This window comes from Geodermatophilus sp. SYSU D01119 (assembly GCF_054049975.1).
Genome location: NZ_JBJGYL010000050.1, coordinates 1 through 16,653, shown reverse-complemented (window position 1 = coordinate 16,653; position 16,653 = coordinate 1). Strand labels below are relative to the sequence as shown.

Here is a 16,653-nt window from a genome sequence, read left to right as displayed (position 1 = left end):
GCATCGCGGGTCCTGCAGGACCCGCGATGCTCGAGGAACGCCGGCAACGCGGCGTCCGGGCGGGGGTCAGGCGGTGGCGGCGAGGGCCGGGTCGACGGCGCGGCCGGACAGCAGGTCGGCGGCGCGCTCGGCGATCATGATCGTGGGCGCGTTCGTGTTGCCGCGGACCAGCGTCGGCATCACCGAGGCGTCGACCACGCGCAGGCCGTCGAGCCCGCGCACGCGCAGCTGCGGGTCGACGACGGCGTCGTCGTCGGTGCCCATCCGGCACGAGGACACCGGGTGGTACAGCGACTCCAGCGTCTCCCGCACCTTCGCCCGCAGGGCCTCGCGGCCCGTCACGGTGCCGCCCGGCGACCACTCCCCGGCCAGCACCTGCGCCAGCGGTCCCACCGCGGCGATCTCCCGCGCCTTCTCCACACCGGTGACCAGCGCGTCGAGGTCGCGCTCGTCGGTGAGGTAGCCGGCGTCGATGGCCGGGGCCCAGGCCGGGTCGGCCGAGCGCAGCCGCACCGACCCGCGCGAGTGCACGTGCACCAGGACGGCGGCGGCGGTGAAGGCGTCGACGTCGGGGTCGACCTCCGCCTGCCGCCAGAACTTGACCGGCAGGAAGTGGTACTGCAGGTCGGGCTGGCCGAGGTCGGGCCGCGAGCGGGTGAACAGCCCGGCCTCGGCCAGGTTCGACGACAGCGGCCCGCGCCGCGCGCCGAACCACCGCGCGTACCCCGACGGCGACTCCGCCCGGAGCAGCGACTTCCCGGACCGCACGTTCCAGATGACCGGCACCAGCGGGTGGTCCTGCAGCCCGCCGCCGACGCCGGGCAGGTCGTGGACGACGTCGACGCCGACCTCGCGCAGGTGCGCGGCCGGCCCGATGCCCGAGAGCATGAGCAGCTGCGGCGAGTTCACCGCGCCGCCGCAGAGCGCCACCTCGGCCGACGCGTGCGCGGTGTGCACCTGCCCGCCGCGCCGGTACTCGACGCCGGTGGCCCGCCCGCCGGAGACCAGCACCCGGGTGGTGAGCGCGCCGGTGAGCACGGTCAGGTTGGGCCGGCCCAGGGCCGGGCGCAGGTAGGCGTCGGCGGCCGACCACCGCCGGCCCCGCCGCTGCGTCACCTGGTACTGCCCGACGCCCTCCTGCGCGGCGCCGTTGAAGTCGTCGTTGCGCGGGTACCCGGCGGCCACCGCCGACTCGACCACCGCGCGCGTCCACGGGTGCGGCGAGCGCAGGTCCTCCACCCGCAGCGGCCCGCCGACGCCGTGGAAGCGGTCGGCGCCGCGCGCGTTGTCCTCCATCCGGCGGAACAGCGGCAGCACCGCGTCGTGGGACCACGACGGGTCGCCGGTCAGCCGCGCCCACTCGTCGTAGTCGGCCGCCGCGCCCCGGATGTAGATCATCGCGTTGATCGAGGACGACCCGCCCAGCAGCTTGCCGCGCGGCCAGAACAGCTCCCGGCCGCCCAGGCCCGGCTGCGGCCCGGTCGTGTAGTTCCAGTCCCGCCGGGTGCGCCAGACCTTGTACATCGCGGCCGGGACCTGCACCTCGAGGACGTCGTCGGACCCGCCGGCCTCCAGCAGCAGCACCCGCACCGAGGGGTCCTCGGTCAGCCGGGCGGCCAGCGCGCACCCGGCCGAGCCCGCCCCGACGACGACGACGTCGAACCCGTCGCGCGCGTCAGCGTCCACCGGTGCCGAGGCCCGCACACCGCTCACCGGTGCCGCCCGTGCACCATGCCCATGACCCGCGCCAGCGCGTCGGCCGCGGCCGGCGGGCGGGTGAAGGACATGAGGTTCACCGGCAGGGCGTAGCGCTGGCGGGTGATCGCCTTGGCCCGGGTGAACTCCTTGAGCCCGTCCTCGCCGTGGATCCGGCCGAACCCGCTCTCGCCCACGCCGCCGAAGGGCAGCGCCGGCACCGAGGCGAAGGTGAGCACCGAGTTCACGCTGGTCATGCCGCTGCGCATCCGGCGGGCGAGGTCCATCGCGCGCGCCTTCGACCGGGAGAACACCGCGCCGGCCAGCCCGTACGACGTCGCGTTGGTGCGCTCCAGCGCCTCCTCGGCGTCACGCACCCGGGTGATCGTCAGCGTCGGGCCGAACGTCTCCTCCCGCACGGCCGCCGAGGACTCGGGCACGTCGAGCAGCACGGTCGGCGCGACGAACCCGCCGTCGAGCGTGCCGCCGAGGACGGCTCGCCCGCCCGAGGACGTCGCGTCGTCGAGGTGGCGGCGGACGACGTCGGCCTGCGAGGCCATCGTCATCGGCCCGTAGGCGGCCTCGTCGTCGGAGCCCGGGCGCAGCCCCTGCACGCGCTCGGTCACCTCGGCGACGAACCGGTCGTACACGGGGGAGGCCACGTAGACCCGCTCGATGCCGATGCAGGTCTGCCCGGCGTTGCTCATCGCGCCCCAGACGGCGGCGTCGGCGGCGGCGGCCACGTCGGCGTCGTCGTCGACGATCATCGCGTCCTTGCCGCCGAGCTCCATGAGCACCGGCGTGAGCGTCTCGGCGCAGGCGGCCATGACCTTGCGGCCGGTGGGCGCCGAGCCGGTGAAGGCCAGCTTGCCGACGCCGGCCCGGCACAGCGCCGCGCCCGTCTCGCCGTGGCCGGTGACCACCTGGAAGGCGTCGGCGGCGTCGGGGACGGCGGCGCGCCACGCGGCGGCCAGCCAGGCGCCGACGGCCGGGGTGTACTCGGAGGGCTTGAAGACGACGGCGTTGCCGGCGGCCAGCGCGTAGGCGATCGAGCCCATCGGCGTGAACACCGGGTAGTTCCACGGGCCGATCACGCCGACGACGCCGAGGGGCTGGTACTCCAGGTAGGCGGCGTGGTTGGCCGCGAGCATCCCGGCGCGCACCCGGCGCGGGCCGAGCGTCTTCCGCGCGTGCGCCCCGGCCCAGGCCAGGTGGTCGATCGCCAGGGTGATCTCGAGGATCGCGTCGGCGTGCGGCTTGCCGTTCTCCCGGTGCACCAGGTCGGCCAGCTCGTGCATGCGCCGGGCCAGGTAGCCGCGGTAGGCGGCCAGCCGCTCGCGCCGGCCGTCGAAGCCGAGCTCGGCCCACCGCTGCGCGGCCGGGCGGGCGCGCTCCACGGTCTCCCGCACGGCGTCGGTGTCGTGCACGGGGAAGACGCCGACGACCGCCCCGGTGGCCGGGTTCGTCGACTCGAAGGTCTCGGTGGTGGCGTGCCGGTCGACCGTGCCGGCGGCGGCGTCGGTGACCGTGTCCAACTGCTCGGCGAGCGACATGTGGCGCAGGTTACCCCGCAAGTTACCGGCGCGTAGCGAAAGGACCCCGTCCCTCTCCCGCCTGGCGAGCTCGGCGCGAGCCTCCGGACGGGGCCGACCTCCGGACCCCTCCGGGGACCGTCCATCACTGCGATGCTCGTACCGTGTCCGACCCCTTCGACACCGCCGCGCTGCGCCGCCGGGTGCTCGCCGCGTGGGCCGACTCCCCGGCGCGCTTCCGCGAGGACGCCAACGCCGAGGAGGACCTCGTCCGCGGCGGCTACCGCGACCGGCTGCTGGTCGAGCTCGCGCAGAACGCCGCCGACGCCGCCGTCCGCGCGGGCGTCCCGGGCCGGCTGCGGCTGGAGCTCGCGGCCGTCGGGGGCGGGGGAGAGGTGCTGCACGCCGCCAACACCGGGGCGCCGCTGGACGCCGGCGGCGTGGCCGGGCTGGCGAGCCTGCGCGCGTCGGCGAAGCGGGACCAGGAGGCCACGGTCGGTCGCTTCGGGGTGGGGTTCGCCGCCGTGCTCGCCGTCAGTGACGAACCGGCCGTGCACTCGCTCTCCGGCGGCGTGCGGTTCAGCGCCGGGCGCACCCGGGCCGAGGTGGCCGCCGTCCCCGCGCTCGCCGGGGAGCTGGCCCGCCGGGAGGGCGCGGTGCCGGTGCTCCGGCTGGCGTGGCCGGCCGAGGGCGCGCCGCCCGAGGGCTTCGCCACCGAGGTCGTGCTCCCGCTGCGCGCCGGCGCCCGGGCGGCGGTCCGCACCGCGCTGCAGGAGCTCGAGGCCGAGCTGCTGCTCGCGCTGCCGGGCCTGGCGGAGGTCGAGGTCGTCGTCGACGGCGCCGTGCGGACCCTCGGGTGCACGCGCACCCCGCCGCTGGCCCGGGTCCGCGACGGCGACCGCGCCACCGTCTGGCGGCTCGCCGAGCGCACCGGCGAGCTCCCCGCGGCGCTGCTCGCCGACCGGCCCGTGGAGGAGCGCGCCCGGCGCGGCTACACCGTCACCTGGGCCGTGCCCCTCGACGACGAGGGCCGCCCGGTGCCGCTGCCCGGCCGCCAGGTGGTGCACGCGCCGACGCCGAGCGACGAGCCGCTGTCGCTGCCGGCCCGGCTGGTCGCCCCGTTCCCGCTCGGCCCCGACCGCCGGCACGTGGCGCCCGGGCCGGTCACCGCCGCCTTCGTCGACGTCGCGGCGCGGACCCTCGCCGACCTGGTGACCGCACTGCCCGCCCACCCCGCCGTGTTGGCGCTCGTCCCGCGCGTCGGGCTGGCCGCCGCCGAGCTCGATGCCGACCTCGGCTCGGCCGTCCTCGGCCGGCTGCGCGCGGCCGCCTGGCTGCCCGTCGCCGGCGGTGACACCCGGCAGACCCCCGGCCGGGCCGCCGTGCTCGACGACGACGCCGGCGACCGCGTCGGCGCCCTCACCGGCGTGGTGCCCGGGCTGCTCCCGGCCGGCTGGGCCCGCCGCGACGCCGCCCCGGCGCTGGCCGCGCTCGGCGTCCGCCGGGTGGGACCGGCCGGCGTCGTCGAGGCGGTCGCCGGCATCGCGCGGCCGCCGGCGTGGTGGGCGCGCCTCTACGCGGCGTTCGGGACCGCCGACCGCGAGGAGCTCGGCGCGCTGCCGGTGCCGCTCGCCGACGGCCGCACCGCGCCGGGGCCGGCCGGGGTGCTGCTGGCCGGCGAGGACCTCCCCGTCGACCGGCTCGGGCCGCTGTCGCTGCGGATCGCGCACCCCGACGCCGTGGCCCCGCCCGCCGCGCGCCGGCTGCTCGAGCGGCTCGGCGCCCGACCGGCCACCGCCGCCGCCGTGCTCGCCGACCCCGCGGTGCGCGCCGCCGTCGAGGAGTCCGTGGACGCCGTCGACGAGGGCTTCGACGACGGCGACCCCGCCGACCTCGCCGACGCCGTCCTCGCGCTGGTCGCCGCGGCCGGGACGGCGCCGGGGGAGCTGCCGTGGCTGGCCGAGCTCGCCCTGCCCGACGACGACGGCGCCTGGGCGCCGGCCGGGGAGCTGCTGCTGCCCGGCGCGCCGCTCGCGGCCGTGCTGGAGGACGGCGCGCTCGGCACCCTCGACCCGGCGTTCGCCGCGGCGCACGACCCCGCCGCGCTGCGGGCCGCCGGGGTGCTGTCCACCTTCGCGCTGGTCCGCGCCGAGGACCCCGACGACCTCGACGTCGACGGCGCGGGCGAGTGGGCCGACGCCGTCCTCGACCGGCTGCCGCCCGGGACGCCGCCGTCGTGGCCGCCGCTGACCACCGTGCGCGACCTCGACCTGGTCGCCGACTGGGCCGGAGCGCTGCCGCTGCTGACCGCGCTGCCCGACGAGGCGTGGGCCGACGTCGTGCTCGACGGGGTCGCGGCGCCCTGTCACCTGCGCTGGTGGCTGGCCACCCACCCGGTGCTCGACGGGCAGCGGCCCGGACGGCTCCGCCACCCGGAGGCCACGCAGCTGCAGGGGCTGTACGAACCGGCGCGGGCCGCACCGGAGGTGCTCGCGCGGCTGCGGCCGCCGGCGACCGTCGACGACGTGCTCGCCGACCCCGACGCCGCCGCCGACCTGCTCGACCGGCTCGGCGACCCGGCCCGCACGGTGCCCGCGGCGGTGCTGCGCGACGTCCACGCGCGGCTCGCGGCGGCGCTCGACGGCCTCGACGTCGACCCGCCGGAACGGGTGCGGGTGGCGCCGGACCGGGTCGCCGACCCCGGGCGCGAGCCGGTCGCCGTCCTCGACGCGCCGTGGTTGCAGCCACTGGCCGACGGGCCGCTGGTGTCCGCCGGCGGCGCGCCCGGCGCGGTCGCCGACCTGCTGGACCTGCCGCTGCTGAGCGAGCGGGTGCGGGTGTCGGTGGAGAGCACGCCGGGGAGCCGGCACGCGTGGGCCGACCTGCCCGGCGCGGACCTGGCCGCGGCGCGGCTGGGGACGGTGCGGCTGGAGGGAGAGGTGGAGGTGCACGCGCCGCTGCTCGCGGGCGGGCGGCCGGTGGCCTGGTGGCCCGGGACCGACGGCCGGCCGGACGCCGTCGACGGCAGCCCCGCCGCGCTCGGGCGGGCGCTGGCCTGGCGGCACGGCGCGTGGCCGCTGCGCCAGGCGCTGGCCGAGGCGTTCGCCGAGCCCGGCCGGTCGGCCGACCTCGCCGCGGAGGACGGGATCAGCTGACCGGGCCGGGCCCGGGGCGGGTCAGTGCCAGCGCGGGGCGGCCATCGCGCCCGGGGCGTGCCCGTGCGCGGAGGTCCGCCCGCCGACCCGCCGGCCGGCGGGGCCGCCGGCGGAGGGGGCCGGCGCGGTGGCCCGCCAGCACTCGTACAGCGACGACCACTGGCCGGCCGTGAGCGCGGACGCCCGGGTGGTCGGCGGCAGGCCCGCCGTGCGCAGCCAGCGGATGCCGGCCGTGCCGGGGAGCTGGGCGCGCAGCACGGCGCCGAGCGCGGCCGACGGCGAGGCGAGCACGGCCGACGCGAGCCGGTCGAACGCGGCGCCGTCGTCGGCGGGCAGCGCGGCGCGGGCGGCGGCGGCCGCGGGGGAGAGGGGACGCAGGGGACGTGACACGGAGGCCTCCGGGTGGAGGTCGGACCGGCCGCGGGCAGCCGGCAGCCAGGCAGGGGCGCGCCCGGGGGACGGGCGGGAGGGGAGCGGGGAGCCGGGGCTCGACCCGCGGGCGTCGGGGAGAGACGCGGGCGTCGTCGACGAGCGGACCCAGTCGCGAGAGGACTCGGTCGCGAGAGGACTCAGAGGCGCATGACGACGACCGTAGGACCGCCCCTCGGGCGCCGTCCACGGGTTTTCCCGGCCGCCTCCCGGCTGTCTGCGGGCGGCGCTCAGTCCTGCCGGGACTGCCGCGCGGCCTTCTCCGCCTGGCGCGCCTGGTGGGCCTCCCAGCGCTGCCGGTCGCGGGCCCGCGCACCGGCGCTGCGGTCCCACTTCTCCTTGCGCCGGCGGGAGCGGAGCAGCTCGCGCTCCTCGAAGTCGGGGTGGCTGTCCCAGTCGCTGGCCATCGCCAGCACGACCAGGAGCACGAACCCGAACACGACCAGGCCGGCCGCCACGATGACGTTGCCGATGGCGACGAACGCGACGACCGAGACCGTCGCCCAGACCACGCCCGCCAGGGCCAACCGACCGTTCACGGAGACCAGTATCCCCGTCCCGCGGAGGAGGCGGCCGCTGTCGTCCCACCGCAGGTGGACGGCGGGTGTCGGGCCGGGGACACACCGGCGGGACCCTTGCGTCCCACCTGCCCCGCGCATACCGTCCGAGGTGCGGTTCAACATCAGCCGTGCTCGTCCTCCCGGACTCCGCGCTTTGGTACGGCTACCCAGCCGCTGTCCTCCGCACGGGTTCGCCCTCGACCGAGAGGCGCACCGTGACCACTGTCTCCCCTGGGCCCACCAGCGAACTCCTGACCGTCGACACCGTCCCCGTGGACGGCGCCCTGCGCATCGTCTGTGCCGGCGAGGTGGACTGCTCCACCGCCCCGGCCCTGCGCCGGGCCCTCGACGGCGCCTTCGCCGACGGTCCGCGCGGGGTCACCGTGGACCTCGAGGCGGTCACCTTCCTGGACTCCGCCGGGCTCTCCGCCCTGGCCGTCGCGCACCGCACCGCCGACCAGGCCGGCGTCCAGCTGCGCGTCCTGGTCGCCACCCGCGCGGTCACCCGCGCGCTGCAGGTCACCGGCCTGTGGGACCTGCTGGGCTGCGAGACCGTCCAGCCCGGCGCCGCCGGCGCCGCCTGAACCCTCCTGCGCGGCTCCCCGCGACGGGGGGCACACTCGGCGTCGGTGCGGGACCGTGCCCGCCGGAGCCGAGGAGGACGCCGTGCGTGACGCGGTCATCTGTGAGCCGCTGCGGACCCCGGTCGGGGGCTTCGGGGGGTCCCTGCGGGACGTCCCCGTGCAGGACCTGGCCACGACCGTCATCGAGGCGCTCATGCAGCGCACCGGCCTGCCGCCGGAGTCGGTCGACGACGTCCTGCTCGGCCACTGCTACCCGACCATGGAGGCGCCGGCGATCGGCCGCGTCGCCGCGCTGAACGCGGGCCTGCCGGTGACCGCCTCGGGCCTGCAGATCGACCGCCGCTGCGGCTCGGGCCTGCAGGCCGTGCTCTACGCCGCCATGTCGGTGCAGACCGGCGCCGCCGACGTCGTCCTGGCCGGCGGCGCGGAATCGATGAGCAACGCGCCCTTCTACTCGACCGCGATGCGCTGGGGCGTCAAGGCCGGCCCCGGCGTGCTGCTGCAGGACGGCCTGGCCCGCGGCCGCGTCACCGCCGGCGGCGTGAACCACCCGGTGCCCGGCGGCATGCTCGAGACCGCCGAGAACCTGCGCCGGGAGTACTCGATCAGCCGCGAGGAGCAGGACGAGTACTCCGTCCGCAGCCACCAGCGCGCCGCCGCCGCCACCGCCGAGGGCCGCTTCGCCGACGAGGTCGTCCCGGTGACCATCAAGGGCCGCAAGGGCGACACCGTCGTCGAGCGCGACGAGCACATCCGCCCCGACTCGAACGTCGAGACCCTCGCCAAGCTCCGCCCGATCATGGGCAAGGACGACCCGGAGGCCACCGTCACCGCCGGCAACGCCAGCGGCCAGAACGACGGCGCCGCCGTCTGCGTGGTCACCTCGCCGGAGAAGGCCGCCGAGTACGGGCTGCGCCCGCTGGCCCGGGTCGTGTCCTGGGCGGTGGCCGGCGTCCCGCCGCGGACCATGGGCATCGGCCCGGTCCCCGCGACGGCGAAGGCGCTCGAGCTCGCCGGCCTCAAGCTCTCCGACATCGACCTCATCGAGCTCAACGAGGCCTTCGCCAGCCAGGTGCTGGCCGTGACCCGCGAGTGGGGCTTCACCGAGTCCGACTTCGAGCGCACCAACGTCAACGGCTCCGGCATCTCGCTCGGCCACCCGGTCGGCGCCACCGGCGGGCGCATCCTCGCCACGCTCACCCGCGAGATGGACCGCCGCGGTGCCCGCTACGGCCTGGAGACGATGTGCATCGGCGGCGGGCAGGGCCTGGCCGCGGTGCTCGAGCGGGTGTAACACCCCTCCGGCGTGTGACACCCTCGCCCGGCGTGTCCGGGGGCTGCCCGGCATGATCGGCCGGCAGCCCCCGACCCCGAGGAGAGCCTCCCCATGAGCGAGACCCCCGCCCGCGTCGCGATCGTCACCGGCGCCGCCCGCGGCATCGGCGCGGCCACCGCGCTGCGCCTGGCCACCGACGGGTTCGCCGTCGCCGTGCTCGACCTCGACGAGGCCTCCACCGCCGGCACCGTGCAGGCGATCGAGGCCGCCGGCGGGCGCGCGCTGGGGGTGGGGGCCGACGTCGGCGACGCCGAGCAGGTGCAGGCCGCCGTCGACCGGATCGCCGCCGAACTCGGCCCGCCCGTCGTCCTGGTCAACAACGCGGGCGTCACCCGCGACAACATGCTGTTCAAGATGACCGACGCCGACTGGGACCTGGTCATGCACGTGCACCTGCGCGGCTCGTTCCTCATGACGCGCGCGTGCCAGAGGTACATGGTCGAGGCCGGGTGGGGCCGGGTCGTGAACCTGTCGAGCACCTCGGCGCTGGGCAACCGCGGGCAGGCCAACTACGCCACCGCCAAGGCCGGCCTGCAGGGCTTCACCAAGACCCTCGCCATCGAGCTCGGCAAGTTCGGCGTCACCGCCAACGCCATCGCGCCCGGCTTCATCCAGACCGAGATGACCAAGGCCACCGCCGAGCGCATCGGCCGCGACTGGGACGAGTACGTGGCCGAGCGCGCCGCCGCCATCCCGGTGGCCCGCGCCGGCGTGCCCGAGGACATCGCGCACACCGTCTCGTTCTTCGTCAGCGAGGGCGCGGGCTTCGTGTCCGGGCAGGTCGTCTACGTCGCCGGCGGCCCCCGCACCTAGGACGAGGGGTCGCGGTCGGGATAGCGGGCGCGGGCCAGGGCGTAGACGCCGAACGCGGCGAACCCGGCCGCGACGACGACCAGCAGCGCCGGGCCCGCGCCCGTCCGGCCGATCGCCGTCATGGCGCCGTCGAGGCCGGTGGCGGTGGAGACGTCGGCCGTCGTCGCGGCGCGGAACAGGAGCACCCCGACGACGCCGAACGCCACGCCCTTGGCCGCGTACCCGACCCGGCCGATCACCTCGATCACCGGCTCGAAGCGGTCCGGCGCGGCGGGCAGGTCGACGTCCTTCATAAAGCCGCCGGTGGCCCCGCGCCACAGCGAGTAGAGGCCGAGCGCGACGATGCCGACCGCCGCGGCGCCCACCGCCACCGCGCCGCCGGGGACCTCCAGCGTCTCGCCGGTGAGCTCCCGCAGCCGCGCGCCGGCCTCGTACTCAGCACCGATGCCGAACAGCAGCGCCGTGACGCCCAGGACGGCGTAGACGGCGGCCTTGGCCAGGCACTTGGCGCAGACGACGGCGGTGCGGACCCGGTGCGCCGGGTCGAGCAGGCCGCGCCACCACAGCAGCACCTCGCCGGCCTGCCACAGCGCCAGCGCCAGCAGTCCCAGCCCGATCGCCCACAGCAGCCCCCCGCCGCCGGGGGTGCCGGCGACCGCGTGCAGCGCCCCGGTCTGGTCGGCGTCGGCCTCCTCCGCGCCCCGGGACACCCGCCAGGTCAGCCAGGCGATGAGCAGGTGCACCACGCCGTAGGCGACCAGCCCGACCCGGGCGAGCGCGCGCAGGACGGGGTGGTCGGTGACCTCGCGGGCGGCGGTGACCGCGCGGTGCACCCGCGCGAGGAGTCCGCCCGTCACGTCCGCTCGGGGTAGCGGGCACGGACGAAGCAGAAGGCGCCGAACGCGGCGATGCCGAGCGCGACCAGCGTGAGCAGGACCCGGCCGAAGGGCGCGTCGAGGATGGTGCGCATGGCGCCGTCGAGTCCCGAGGCCTTGGCGGGGTCGAAGGTGACCGCGGCCCAGACGAACAGGACGCCGACCACGCCGAGCGCGACGCCCTTGGCCGGGTAGCCGACCTGCCCGAGGCGGGTGACCGTCCGACGTGCCGACTGCGGTGCCGAGGACAGGTCCACCTGCTCGAGGAACTTCTTCGTCACGCCCTTGACCACGTGGTAGATCCCGACGCCGATCACGACGAGGCCCACCAGCCCGACCAGCCAGCGCCCGGCCGGCCAGCCGAAGACGCCGGACGCGGTCTGCTGCTGGCCGGAGCTGGACTGCCCGCCGCCGCTCGCCGCGCGGAACGCGGCCACCGCGAGCGCGAGGTAGACGATCGCCTTGGCCACCGCCTTGCCCGACCGGCCCAGCGCCTTCTTCCGCTGGTCACCCGACGCCGACCAGCCCGACCGCCAGCGCAGCACCTCGGCGGCCTGCCAGAGAGCCAGGGCGACGAGGCCGATCGCCAGCACCCACAGCAGCGGCTTGCCGACCGGGGAGTCGGCCACGGTGGCCAGCGCCCCGGACTGGTCGGCGGACTGCCCGCCCCCGCCCCAGGCCAGCTGGAGGGACAACCAGGCGATGAGGAGGTGGACGACGCCGTACGCGATCAGCCCGACCCGGGCCAGGTTCTCCAGCGCGTCGCTGTTGCCCGCGCGCCCGGCCGCGCCCGTCACGGACCCCGTACCGCTCATCGTGTGGCCTCCCGTCGTGACACCCCCGTGCGCCGCTCAGCGTGGCACGGAGTCGATCACCGCGCGGGTCGAGCGCGCGGGCTCAGCCGACGGGGTGCCGGGCCCGGGCCAGGAGGTACACGGCGAAGGCCACCAGCCCGGTGGCGACGACGGTCAGCGCGGCGGGCCCGACCGGGGAGGTGGCCACCGTGCGGAGGGCGCCGTCGAGGCCGGTGGCGCTGTCGGCGTCGACGGTGACCGCCGCCCAGCCGACCACCGCGCCCACGAGCACCAGCGCCACGCCCTTGAGCACGAACCCGGCCTGGGCGGTGCGGTGCGTGAGCGCGCGGAGGGCGGGGGAGACGGTGGACAGGTCGATCTCGCCGAGGAAGTCCGACCGCCAGCCCTTGCGCACGTGGTAGGCGCCGATGCCGACGACGACCAGCGCGACGGCGACCACGAGCACCTGACCGCCCGGCCAGCCGAGCACCCCGCGCACCGTCTCCTCCTCCTCACGGCGTCCCGACCGCACGCCCAGCGCGGCCCGGGCGGCGGACACGGCGAGGAAGGCGTGGAGCAGCGCCGTCCCTCCGGTCTTGCCGACCTGGACGAGCGCCTCCCGCCGGCGCGGGCCGGGCGGCGGCACCGCGCGGTGGTGGCGCAGCACCTCGACCGCCTGCCACGCGCACAGCCCGGCCAGGGACGCGGCCAGCGTCCAGAGCAGGCCGTCGCCGAGCGGGGACTCGGCCAGCACGTCGAGCGCGCCGGCGGAGTCGGCGGAGCGCCCGACGGTGCGGGCCCGGCCCGGACCCCAGGCCAGCTGGAGGGCGAGCCAGGCGACGAGCAGGTGGATGAGCGCGTAGCCGAGCAGGCCGGCGCGGGCGGTGTGGCGCAGCGCCGGGCTGTGCGCGGCACGCCGGACGGCGGGGGCGACCTCCTCGGCCACGTGCCTCCCGTCGTCCCGGGCCGCGGCGCGCTGCGCGGCCGGTGCAGCGTCGCACGCGCCCGGGTCGCCCGCCGGGTGCGCCGCCGCCCGGTCCGGCCGATGCGGGACACTGGCCTCCGTGGCGACACCGACGGCAGCACGCGCGGCAGGACGGACCCCGGGACGCACGGCGGCGGCAGCGCCGACCGAGCAGGAGGCCGCCCGCCGCGCCTGGCCGCTGCGGGCCGCGCTGGGCGTCGCGCTCGTCGTCCTCGCCGTCGTCGCGGTGCTGACCGGGGACCTCGGCGCCCGCCTGCTGCTCGGCGCGCTCGGCGTCCTCGCCGCCGCCCGCGGTGTCCTGCTGCTGCGCGCCGGGACGGTGCTGCCCGGCGGGCTCGCCGTCGCCGTGGGGCTGGCCGCGCTCGCCGTCGCGGCCGTCTCCGCCCCGCTCACCGGCTGGGTGCTGCTGCTCGGGGTGCCGCTGGCGCTGGTCGGTGCGGCCACCGTCGCGCTGGCCCGCGGGGGCGCAGCGCGCCGGGGCGGCACCGCGCTGCTGGTGTGGGCGCTGCTGGTCTGCGGCCTGCTGACCGCCACCGCCCTGGTGCAGGGCGCCGGCCGTGCGGCCGACGTCGCCGCCGTGGTCGCGGCGCTGGCCACGGGGCTCGCGGCCGTGCCGCTGCTGGTGGCCGCGGCGGGGCTGCGCACCCTGGCGCGGCAGCCGGTGCCGACCCGCCCGCTGGGCTGCGGCGGCTGCGCCTGCTCGGCCGGGGGCTGCGGCTCCGCCTGACGCGGAACGCCCCGGTCCCGTTCCGTTCCGGGTCCGGGGTGGGTAGGGGACCGGCGTGAGTGGACACGTCTTCGTCGTCGGCGCCGACCTCACCCGCCTGTCCTGCGACGACGTCCTGGTGCCCACCGGCCGCACGCTGCGGGTGGCCGCGAGCTGGCGCGACCTGCTGCCGGCCGACCTGGTCGTCGACGAGGACGACGAGGGCGTCTGCGTCGACCTCGCCTGGTCGGGGGACGAGCGGGTGCTCGCCGTGCCGGGGGAGGGGCCGCGGCAGGCGTGGCTGCTCGACACCGTCGACGACTGCGGCCGCGGCCTGGACTGGCTGCTCGACGGCGCCCGGGAGGCGCTGGCCGCGGTCGCCCGCCGTGAGGTGACCGAGCCGGTGCACGGCCGGGCGCGGCGGCTGGTCGGGCTGCCGGCACTGGGCACCGGCTGGGGCGGCGCGGCCGGGCGGCGCGGCGACCTGCTGCAGCAGCTGCTGCCGGTGCTGCGCGAGGCCGCCGACGAGCACGGCTTCGACGTCGCGCTGGTGCTGCGCGGGCCCAGCGACCTCGCCGCCGCCCAGCGCATCCGTCGCGGCGAGCCGACCGGCTGGGACCTGCCCGACCCGCTGCGCACCCTCGCCGAGCAGCTGGGCGAGCGGGCCCGGCGCGGCCAGCTCGCGCTGTTCATCGGCGCCGGGGTGAGCGCCGCGGCGGGCCTGCCCACGTGGGAGCAGCTGCTCGGCGAGCTCGCCGGCCGCTCCGGCCTCGACGAGGAGCTGCGCGCCGGGCTGTCGCAGCTGCCGCCGCAGGACTCCGCCGCGCTGCTGGCCCGCGAGCTCGGCCGCGACCGGCTGCAGGAGTTCGTGCAGGACCGCTTCGGCCCCGGCCCCTACGCGCTGGCGCACGCGCTGATCGCCGACCTGCCGGTGCAGGAGTTCGTGACGACGAACTACGACCCGCTGGTGGAGCTGGCCGCCGCCGACATCGGCCGCGAGCTCTCGGTGCTGCCCTACGACGAGGCGCGGCCGGGCAAGCCGTGGCTGCTCAAGCTGCACGGCGACGCCGCGCACCCGGAGAGCGTCGTCCTCACGCGCGAGGAGTACCTGCAGCTGGGCGACTCGCGGGCCGCGCTGGCCGGCGTCCTGCACTCGCTGCTGCTCACCCGGCACGTGCTGTTCGTGGGCACCTCGATGCTCGACGACGACCTCATCCGGATCGCCCACCAGGTGCGCAGCGCCGTCTCCGGCCCCGGGCGGGAGCCGCGGCACCGCACGGGCACCGTGCTCGCCCTCCGGGAGGACCCCGCGCGCAGCCGCCTGTGGGAACAGGACGTGGTGACGGTCGCGATGTCGCGGGGCAGCACCCCGCCCGCCGAGGCCGCGCGCCGGCTCGAGGTGCTGCTCGACCTCATCGGCTGCCTGTCCACCCCGCCCACCGGCTACCTGCTCGACCCCGCCTACCGCGGCATGCTCGACGCCGACGAGCGCGACCTCGCCGAGGCGCTGCAGCAGGTGGCCGCCCGGCTCCCGGAGGGCGCGGCGACGACGTCGGCGGCCGGCGAGGTGGCCGCGCTGCTGCGCCGGCTCGGGCACGGCCGCTCCGCGGGGCGCCGCGACGGCCCGGCAGGTCCCGACGGCTCAGACGGCCCCGCCGACGCGGCCAGCGAGCCGCGCGACGACCGCCTGCAGACCCAGCGCCCCGGCTGAGCGGTTGGCCCCCCGCCGTCCGGGGCACCGCGGACGCATGCGCCTCGAGAACTCCCTGGCCCTCCTCACCAAGGGCTACGCCTGGCTGCCGGACCTGCGCCGCGCTCACGGGCGCCAGGCCGTCGGCACCCGCCTCGGCGGATTGCCTGCGGTGGGGATCGAGGGGCCCGACGCCGCCCGGTTCCTCTACGACGAAGCCCACGTGCGCCGCTCGCACGCCATCCCCGAGCCGGTGCAGGGGACGCTGTTCGGCAAGGGCGCGGTGCACACGCTCGACGGCGAGGCGCACCGGGTCCGCAAGGCGATGTTCGTGGCGGTGCTGATGGACGGCGCCGGCATCGACGCCCTGGCCGGCCGGACGGCGGCCGCCTGGGACGACGCCGTGCGCCAGTGGGCGACCCGGCCGCAGGTGGTGCTCTTCGATGCCTCCGCGGAGGTCATCGCCGGGTCGGTCACCCGCTGGGCCGGCATCCCCCTGACCGACGCCGAGGTGCCGGCGCTGACGCGGGACCTGCTGGCGATGGTCGACGGGTTCGCCACCGGCGGGCCGCGGCACTGGCGGGCGCGGCGGGCGCGCGGCCGGCGCGAGCGCTGGCTGGCCGACGTCGTGCGGCGCGTGCGGTCGGGGGAGCTCACCGCGCCGGAGGGGTCGGTGCTCGCCGTCGTCTCGGCGCACCGCGACGCCGACGGCTCGCCGCTCGACCCGCGGGTGGCCGCCGTCGAGCTGCTCAACGTCATCCGCCCGACGACGGCGGTCGCGTGGTTCATGGCCTTCAGCGGGCACGCGCTGGCCCGCTGGCCCGGGTACCGCGGCAAGCTCGCCTCGGCCGACCCGGGGTTCGCCGAGGCGTGGGCGCACGAGGTGCGGCGGTTCTACCCGTTCGCGCCGTTCATCGGCGGCCGGGCGGCGCAGCGGCTGGAGTTCGGCGGGGAGACGATCCGGAAGAACTCGATGGTCCTGCTCGACCTGTACGGGCAGAACCACGACCCGGCGCTGTGGGAGGAGCCCTACGCGTTCCGGCCCGAGCGCTTCCTCGGCCGGGAGATCGGCGCGTTCGAGCTGGTGCCCCAGGGCGGCGGCGACCCGCGCACCAACCACCGCTGCCCGGGCGAGCAGATCACCGTCGCGCTGCTCGCGACGCTGGCCCCGCGGCTGGCGGCGGCGCCGTTCGAGATCCCCGACGACCAGGACCTCACCATCGCGCTGCACCGCATCCCGGCCCGCCCGGCCAGCGGCGTCGTCCTCCGGCCGGTGGCCTCGTCCTCCTGAGCCGCCTCGTCCTCCTGAGCCGCCTCGTCCTCCTGAGCCGCCTCGTCCTCCTGAGCCGCCTCGTCCTCCTGAGCCGCCTCGTCCTCCCGGGCCGGGGGGGGGGGGGGGGGGGGGGGGGGGGGGGGGGGGGGGGGGGGGGGGGGGGGGGGGGGGGGGGGGGGGGGGGGGGGGGGGGGGGGGGGGGGGGGGGGGGGGCGGGGGGGGGGGG

14 protein-coding genes are annotated in these 16,653 nt (G+C 77.8%); 7 read left to right on the top strand and 7 right to left on the bottom strand.

Annotated elements, in window-relative coordinates; genetic code table 11:
• Positions 1 to 66: 66 nt before the first annotated feature.
• Entirely contained in the window at positions 67 to 1,686 is a 1,620-nt protein-coding gene (locus ACI79X_RS22975) for a GMC family oxidoreductase (protein ID WP_457027738.1), read from the bottom strand.
• Positions 1,687 to 1,709: 23 nt separating this feature from the next.
• Positions 1,710 to 3,248 (bottom strand): aldehyde dehydrogenase family protein, encoded by a 1,539-nt coding sequence (locus ACI79X_RS22970; protein ID WP_457027737.1) that lies wholly within the window; start codon positions 3,246 to 3,248, stop codon positions 1,710 to 1,712.
• Between the two features lie 143 nt (positions 3,249 to 3,391).
• On the opposite strand from ACI79X_RS22970, the gene ACI79X_RS22965 reads away from it, so the two are divergent.
• The gene (locus ACI79X_RS22965; protein ID WP_457027736.1) at positions 3,392 to 6,382 is read left to right on the top strand and encodes a sacsin N-terminal ATP-binding-like domain-containing protein; all 2,991 of its coding nucleotides are present in this window, start codon (positions 3,392 to 3,394) and stop codon (positions 6,380 to 6,382) included.
• Positions 6,383 to 6,403: 21 nt separating this feature from the next.
• Here ACI79X_RS22965 and ACI79X_RS22960 read toward each other — a convergent pair whose 3' ends face one another.
• Together ACI79X_RS22960 and ACI79X_RS22955 are read right to left on the bottom strand one after the other, a co-directional pair.
• Positions 6,404 to 6,772 (bottom strand): hypothetical protein, encoded by a 369-nt coding sequence (locus ACI79X_RS22960; protein ID WP_457027735.1) that lies wholly within the window; start codon positions 6,770 to 6,772, stop codon positions 6,404 to 6,406.
• A 269-nt stretch (positions 6,773 to 7,041) separates the two neighbouring features.
• Entirely contained in the window at positions 7,042 to 7,350 is a 309-nt protein-coding gene (locus ACI79X_RS22955; RefSeq protein ID WP_457027734.1) for a hypothetical protein, read from the bottom strand.
• Between the two features lie 236 nt (positions 7,351 to 7,586).
• Between ACI79X_RS22955 and ACI79X_RS22950 the strand changes: the two genes are divergently transcribed.
• The 3 genes from ACI79X_RS22950 to ACI79X_RS22940 all read left to right on the top strand — a co-directional run bounded on the left by ACI79X_RS22950 (position 7,587) and on the right by ACI79X_RS22940 (position 10,104).
• Entirely contained in the window at positions 7,587 to 7,955 is a 369-nt protein-coding gene (locus ACI79X_RS22950) for an STAS domain-containing protein (RefSeq protein WP_457027733.1), read from the top strand.
• Positions 7,956 to 8,037: 82 nt separating this feature from the next.
• The gene (locus tag ACI79X_RS22945) at positions 8,038 to 9,249 is read left to right on the top strand and encodes an acetyl-CoA C-acetyltransferase (protein ID WP_073420826.1); all 1,212 of its coding nucleotides are present in this window, start codon (positions 8,038 to 8,040) and stop codon (positions 9,247 to 9,249) included.
• Between the two features lie 93 nt (positions 9,250 to 9,342).
• Positions 9,343 to 10,104: an SDR family oxidoreductase gene (locus ACI79X_RS22940; RefSeq protein WP_457027732.1), complete on the top strand. Its 762-nt coding sequence runs from the start codon at positions 9,343 to 9,345 to the stop codon at positions 10,102 to 10,104.
• On the opposite strand, the gene ACI79X_RS22935 is transcribed toward ACI79X_RS22940, so the two are convergent.
• The 3 genes from ACI79X_RS22935 to ACI79X_RS22925 all read right to left on the bottom strand — a co-directional run bounded on the left by ACI79X_RS22935 (position 10,101) and on the right by ACI79X_RS22925 (position 12,719).
• The gene (locus ACI79X_RS22935) at positions 10,101 to 10,961 is read right to left on the bottom strand and encodes a DUF1206 domain-containing protein (RefSeq protein ID WP_457027731.1); all 861 of its coding nucleotides are present in this window, start codon (positions 10,959 to 10,961) and stop codon (positions 10,101 to 10,103) included. The two genes, ACI79X_RS22940 and ACI79X_RS22935, sit on opposite strands and share 4 nt — an antisense overlap.
• Entirely contained in the window at positions 10,958 to 11,794 is an 837-nt protein-coding gene (locus ACI79X_RS22930) for a DUF1206 domain-containing protein (RefSeq protein ID WP_457027730.1), read from the bottom strand. The genes ACI79X_RS22935 and ACI79X_RS22930 overlap by 4 nt, the downstream gene beginning before the upstream one ends.
• Positions 11,795 to 11,876: 82 nt before the next feature.
• Entirely contained in the window at positions 11,877 to 12,719 is an 843-nt protein-coding gene (locus ACI79X_RS22925; RefSeq protein ID WP_457027729.1) for a DUF1206 domain-containing protein, read from the bottom strand.
• A 118-nt stretch (positions 12,720 to 12,837) separates the two neighbouring features.
• On the opposite strand from ACI79X_RS22925, the gene ACI79X_RS22920 reads away from it, so the two are divergent.
• From ACI79X_RS22920 to ACI79X_RS22910, 3 genes are read left to right on the top strand one after another with little or no spacing between them, the layout of a single operon-like run.
• Positions 12,838 to 13,485 carry a hypothetical protein gene (locus tag ACI79X_RS22920; protein WP_457027728.1) on the top strand — a complete coding sequence of 216 codons (648 nt, stop codon included), beginning with the start codon at positions 12,838 to 12,840 and terminating at the stop codon, positions 13,483 to 13,485.
• 55 nt (positions 13,486 to 13,540) lie between these two features.
• Positions 13,541 to 15,175, top strand: a complete 1,635-nt coding sequence (locus ACI79X_RS22915) for an SIR2 family NAD-dependent protein deacylase (protein WP_457027727.1) — start codon at positions 13,541 to 13,543, stop codon at positions 15,173 to 15,175.
• Positions 15,176 to 15,212: 37 nt separating this feature from the next.
• Positions 15,213 to 16,445, top strand: a complete 1,233-nt coding sequence (locus ACI79X_RS22910; protein WP_457027726.1) for a cytochrome P450 — start codon at positions 15,213 to 15,215, stop codon at positions 16,443 to 16,445.
• Positions 16,446 to 16,653: the final 208 nt, after the last annotated feature.

Bases quoted from the DNA above. Each gene is read 5' to 3' on its own strand.
- ACI79X_RS22910 (WP_457027726.1), top strand. From the start codon at position 15,213: ATGCGCCTCGAGAACTCCCTGGCCCTCCTCACCAAGGGCTACGCCTGG.
- ACI79X_RS22970 (WP_457027737.1), bottom strand. From the start codon at position 3,248: ATGTCGCTCGCCGAGCAGTTGGACACGGTCACCGACGCCGCCGCCGGC.
- ACI79X_RS22930 (WP_457027730.1), bottom strand. From the start codon at position 11,794: ATGAGCGGTACGGGGTCCGTGACGGGCGCGGCCGGGCGCGCGGGCAAC.
- ACI79X_RS22940 (WP_457027732.1), top strand. From the start codon at position 9,343: ATGAGCGAGACCCCCGCCCGCGTCGCGATCGTCACCGGCGCCGCCCGC.